Here is a 6,277-nt window from a genome sequence, read left to right as displayed (position 1 = left end):
TACCAGAACAGTCTCATTATAAGCGTGAAGTGATTTTGTGGAGTTTTATGAATATTCTGTCGCAAAACCAGCAAAATTCCCAATTTAAAAATATAAATAACTATTTACAAGATGATAAAACAGGCAATAAACAATTTCAGCTTGCATGGCGATTAGCTAATTTATATGACCAATACATCGTTTACCGTCCAAATTGGGTGCGTAATTGGGAAAACGATTTACAGCCAAAAATATTGGAAAAAGATCAGCAAGCACCTTGGCAAGCCTCATTATGGAGAGCATTAAATCAGTATTATGGCCATTCGCAACACAAAGCAAAATTACGCGGCCAACTATTTCATAAACTAAATCAAAATAATGGTTTACCGATCAATTTGCAGCAAAAATTACCGACGAGAATCAGTGTATTTGGTATTGCTGCCTTACCGCCTTTTTATATCGAAGTGTTTACCCAATTAAGCCAATGGACTGAAATCTACTTTTTTCTATTTAATCCCTGTCAAGAATATTGGGGCGACATTGTGTCAGACAGTGAAATTGCCCATCAAAGTGTGGAAGATGGAAAACCTGTTGCGCCTGAAACCTTATATTTTGAGAAAGGCAACAGTCTGCTAGCATCGATGGGAAAATTAGGCCGCGATTTTTCAAAATTACTACTCGAATTATCTGATGAGCAAGCCAAAACCTATGCTAAATTTATCGAAATTCCCGAGTCTAATTTATTAAGCACGATTCAAGCTGATATTTTACATTTACGCGAACGTGGCTTAGATACACCAGCTATGTGGATTGGCCAGAAAGACAAGTCATTACAATTACATGTATGTCATAGTCCGATGCGTGAAATTGAAGTTTTGTATGACCAATTGCTACATTTATTTGACCAACATCAAAATAAATTATTGCCAAAAGACATTGTGGTGATGATGCCCAATGTTGAAAAATATGTACCGTTTATCGAGGCGGTTTTTGGTACAGTGGTAGAAGATAAAGCCAAGATTCCATTCAGTATTACTGACCGTAGCTTACGCAATGAAAGTGTATTGATTGATGCATTTTTTGCGGTTTTAGAATTGTGTCAAAGTCGATTTGGAGTCAATGAAGTGCTGGCTGTTTTGGATCACACTCCGATTCAACACCAATTTAAATTAAATACCGCAGATTTAGCTTTAATTCGACATTGGGTGACTGAGACTAATATCCATTGGGGCATCGATGCAAAAAGCCGTGAAGCCATGGATTTGCCTGCTTATAAGGATAATACTTGGCGTGAAGGTTTGCAAAAAATGCTGTTGGGTTATGTGTTGCCTGCGCAGAATGAATATTTATTTTCTGGCTTATTACCTTATGATGAAATTGAAGGCAGTAATGGTTTAATTTTAGGCCAATTTATCCAATTTATGGAAACTCTATTTTCAACTGTAGAAGTATTAGAATCGGATAAAACATTACTTGAATGGCGAGAGTTTCTACTTAATTTAGCAGAACAATTTATTTTTAGCGACGAAGAAACGCTGGCGCAATTACAGCAAATTAGGAATGTGTTAGATCGTCTGGTTAATATTGAAGGCACAGGCGAATCACAATTAGCCGGTTTTAATCAGCCTGTGAGCTTTAGTGTCATTTTTGCCTATTTAAAACAATATTTAGATGCTGAGCCTTCTCCACTGCATTTTTTGACGGGCGGTATTACATTTTGTGCTTTATTGCCAATGCGCAGTATTCCATTTAAAGTAGTGTGTTTGCTGGGGATGAATGACAATGATTATCCACGTGGAAACCAGCCATTAAGCTTTGATTTAATTAACCATTACCCATTACGTGGTGATCGTTCTCGGCGTAATAATGACCGCTATCTGTTTTTGGAAGCGTTATTGTCTGCCCGTCAGTATTTTTATATCAGTTATATTGGACATAACATCAATGATAACAGTCAATTGCCACCATCTGTTTTGGTCAGTGAATTGCTGGATTATGTGCAAAAAGGCTTTAATCATCCGCAAAGTGCTATTTTAGATGAAATAATCACTCATCATCCATTACAGGCATTTAGTCCTAAATATTTTAGCGGTGAGCAACATAAATTATTTAGCTATTCCAATGAATACTGCACAGCCAGTTATTCTATGTTTGGCGAACGTGAACATTATCGACCATTCATCGAAACGCCTTTGCATAAACAAACGACTGATGTGACGGTTTTGGAATTAGAACGGCTGATTAACTTTTTTAGCCATCCAACACGACATTTATTGAGATATAGTTTAGGGGTACAATTACCACAATCTGAAGGCTTTATCGAAGAAACTGAGCCATTTGAATTAGATTATTTAAAAACCTATTTATTACGCAATTTATTGGTTGAGAAAGGATTTTTACAGCATGATTTAAATGCGTACCAGCTAATTATTCGTGCAACAGGGCAATTACCTTATGGCAAAGTAGGTGAGCATCTTTATAGTCAATTGCAAGTGCAAGCTGAATATTTTATTGATTCTATTCAAGGTTATAGCCAACAGAATAAACTTGATACCGCATCCATTATTGTTGAATTGTCAAATCAAATACAAGTCGTCGGTAATTTAAACCATTTATGGGAACATCAGCAATTGCAATATCGTTGTAGTAAATTGAAAGCCAAAGACTTTATTAAATTCTGGTTACAACATTTATTATTAAATGCCGCTCAGCGCAATGATTTGCCAAAACGAAGTATTTTAATCGGAACAGATAAACAGTTTCAGGCCAGCCCTGTGATCGACAGCCGTGAAATTTTAACCCAATTGGTACAATGGTATCAGTATGGCTTACAGCAACCTTTATATTTTTTCCCCGAGACTTCGATGGAATTTGTTAAAACGGCTCAAAATCCCAAAAAAGATCAAGAACAAGCATTGCAGGCAGCAATCAAACTGTGGCAAGGCTCGCAATTTAAACGAGGGGAATCTGTTGACCCTTATTATGAATTATGTTTTGCAAATGATGAGAGGTTACCTGTTGAGCAGGAAATATTTCAAACCTTCTCACATCAGTTTTATGAGCCGTTATTAAAATATGTGACATCCTGAATGATTTAAATCTGAGATTATAGTCAATTCTATCTTGAGGGACTGGCCGTCCTGAAATACTTTAAATATCAAATAGTTTTAAAATCTAGGACTGCCAGTCCTGTATCATTTTAAAATAAAATGACTATAATTCAGCATCAATATAAATGCTGCGTTTATTCCAGATGATTCTCAATTTATTGAACCCGTAATTTTTGTTTAAATAGTTGAGTTTTAATTGCAACAGTATAGGTCAATATTTGAGTGTCAGGATTGTAATCAAAGCTGGGAATGACATGCTGTCCTTTGGACAAATCGCTCACTTCTGCATTAAAACTAGGAAATAATGTCAAAGTGATACCAGAATCCAAAACCACTTGGTATTGTCGCCCCGAGTTTTGGGCTGTAACTGATTTAATCCCAGCAATTTGTTGCAAACCTGAGATAAAAAAGTGAGGTGCAACCACAGAAGGATAAGCCACTTGCGATGTGCCATCAGCGTAAACCATACGTCCCGTTTCAGGTAAAATCGCGTCTGCTCGTAAATGCCGCAAATTGACTTGGTTAAAAAACAGCCCCGTATTCATATTAGTGCAACTGGGGTCTAGGCAAAATTGACTTGGAGCAGGTGTAACAAATGCGTCAAATACCGCAACAACATGTACTTTTGTTTGTATAGCTCGTGTGGTGGTGGTTGGTATGTAAGACATGACAATATCTCCACTTTTACCCACAGTTGTTTGGCCGTCTGCCCCTAAAGATTTAAGTAACGCGGCTGTACTTTTTGGGGATGGTATAAATTCAAAACGGTGCTGATTATCGGTAATGAATTTGATTGTACCTTGAGAATTTGAAACAGCAATTTGTTCTATTTCATGAGTTTGGGAAATATTATCTATATTCGGTAGTATAGATAAGGCTAAACTCCCGCTGCTGGTTAATAAGCCATCGATGTTTTGAGAAAATCTAACATCAGTAAGGCCTAATTGACCCAAAGTACGATTCATATCATCTAGTAAGGTTGAAGTGTTGCCCAAACCACCCAGACTCACATTACTATGAAAATTGGGTAATTCATCATAATATTCTAATTGCCCTTGTGCTACAGAGGGTTGAGCATTGAGATTTAAACCACGTAAACCCAGTGGAGCACCTTGAGGGTGGTTCAATTGGCCTGTTTGCCTATCGATTTCCCAAGCTTCTGGCAACAGTGTATTTAATAAATTGGTATCGAGTGATGCTATAGATAAATTAGTCAGAATTTTGGCTATATTATGGTCAGACATGCCTTTAAAACTACTAGGATTAATCGCTTGTAAATGCTCTAGCGTAAAGTTTTGAATGGTATTGCTACTAAACCCTGCTAAATTAAAGGCTTGTAAACCATAAAAACTGCTGATTGGAATGTATCTAAATTGAGCCAAGGAAATTGCTTTTAGGGCATTCGCCGTCATTGCACCTAATTGTTGCGCACTCAGTCCTGTAAAAGCCTCTGCTGGAATATCTTTAATATCATTACCTCGGAATGCAACCATTGATTCCACTGTCAATACTGCCATATCTCTTGCAGTAAATGCCTCAAGTTGTTCAGGATCAATATTGAAGTCCACCAAAGCGAAATCATCCACAATAATTGTCACAGGCAACACTGCCTTTTGCTCTACTGATGAATATAGTTCTTGAGCTGTAATTTCAAAATCAAATTGTCCTTCATATTCTGCAAGCCAAGAGAATTGCCCTGAGCGTTGATTCAGTTTGCGTCGTGAGGGTGCATTTTGAGTGTTGTAGATGATTTGATAACCACCGATAGAAATTGCGTGCGCATTAAATAATACTTCTTCACCTACCGCTACTGTAAAACGTGGTAAAGGTTCAAATTCAGGTATTTCATGGGTAGGAATTGTAATGGCTGCGCCTGAGTCTTCGTAATAGGCTTCTAATACTTCATCACAATCATGCCGTCCCCAGCCATAAAGCTTACTAGGTGTTTTAAAACAAAAAAAGCCAAAGGCGGCAACCTCTATATTTGTTTTATCGTAAAAAATTGACTCTAAATAAGGTGTTGCCCCATCACATGGAACTCCTTCACCTCCTTTATCATCAATACCCTCAGCCAGTGGGGTATTATTTAAATCTGTCAGCCCAATCGTGCATTCTGAAGCACTTAATGGATTCAAATTGATTTTTGCCCCATCGACAATAGTTTCAGTGACATCAATGGCCTGTATTGCGGCATAAGTAGCAGTATTGAGGGTTGATAAGCAAAGAATAATAGGAAGAACATTTTGTATTTTGAATAAATAATAACATTTTAGCATTATGCAGTATTCCGTATTTTGAGATAGAGTCAAGTATAGTCTTGATCTGAAAAAACAGCTTATTCTTCTGGCATATTGTGCTTAATTTCTTCGAGCCAATCAAAAATTTCTTCTTCAGAGTATAAAAAGAAAAATCGCCAAGTTTCAGTTAAAAATAAAATCGGTGCAGTAAATAATAAAATAATAGGAATCGATAGCAAAACATCAAACAAAACTTTCGAATTGTATTTTAATTCAAATACTTCTGCGTACCCTCTAGCAATATCAGAAACCTGTCCGTATACCAAAACAAGTTTAATAAATACCAAGACGAACCACATGATGATAAACCATTCAATAAATTCTAAAAGCATAAGTATGATGGACTGAAATGAAAGTAATAATGAGAGCTGGATTGCTATAGTAGTCATTTTAAACTATGAATGCAATGTATATGATTTATTTCTATTTTTTTGCTCAAATGCTCAGTCTATTACAACAAGCTATCCCTCTTATTTTGCAATTTGGATTAAATTCATGGTTAATTGCTGTACTGCAATATGAAATTAATAAAAATTAGTATATAAACCCTATTTTTAATAGTTGTATTTAATTGATTTTAACCTTTATGCTAAAATATAAAGCCACATTGTAATACCCCCATAATAGCCAATTGAATATTTAAGCTAATGATATAATTCATAGTATATTTAAAGATTGGACGCTTTATTATATTTATCCCTAATATCATCCAAAAATAGCCTGTTTTTATATGTCATAATCCATTAAATGTTGCAATGCAAAAAAAGATGGATAAATAAAAAAATTATCATTATAATGTTTAACGAATTTTGAATTTCTCTCTAACAATGCATCATTTAATATAAAAATTATATTTAATATCAATTAATTAATAAAATAAAAACTTTTATT

At 35.6% G+C, this 6,277-nt stretch carries 3 protein-coding genes; 1 reads left to right on the top strand and 2 read right to left on the bottom strand.

Annotated elements, in window-relative coordinates; all coding sequences use genetic code 11:
• A partial coding sequence (gene recC, locus ABXH34_RS17005) for an exodeoxyribonuclease V subunit gamma (RefSeq protein WP_353573078.1) occupies positions 1-3,068 on the top strand: 3,068 nt, incomplete at its 5' end.
• A 176-nt stretch (positions 3,069-3,244) separates the two neighbouring features.
• On the opposite strand, the gene ABXH34_RS17000 is transcribed toward recC, so the two are convergent.
• Positions 3,245-5,365 (bottom strand): hypothetical protein, encoded by a 2,121-nt coding sequence (locus ABXH34_RS17000; protein WP_353573077.1) that lies wholly within the window; start codon positions 5,363-5,365, stop codon positions 3,245-3,247.
• A 59-nt stretch (positions 5,366-5,424) separates the two neighbouring features.
• The gene (locus tag ABXH34_RS16995; RefSeq protein WP_353573076.1) at positions 5,425-5,685 is read right to left on the bottom strand and encodes a hypothetical protein; all 261 of its coding nucleotides are present in this window, start codon (positions 5,683-5,685) and stop codon (positions 5,425-5,427) included.
• Between the last annotated feature and the right edge of the window lie 592 nt (positions 5,686-6,277).

This window comes from Candidatus Albibeggiatoa sp. nov. BB20, from assembly GCA_016744725.1.
In the GTDB taxonomy this organism is placed as follows: Bacteria; Pseudomonadota; Gammaproteobacteria; order Beggiatoales; family Beggiatoaceae; genus Albibeggiatoa.
Note: the sequence above shows the minus strand (reverse complement) of the source record. Positions and strands in the feature narration are given on the sequence as shown.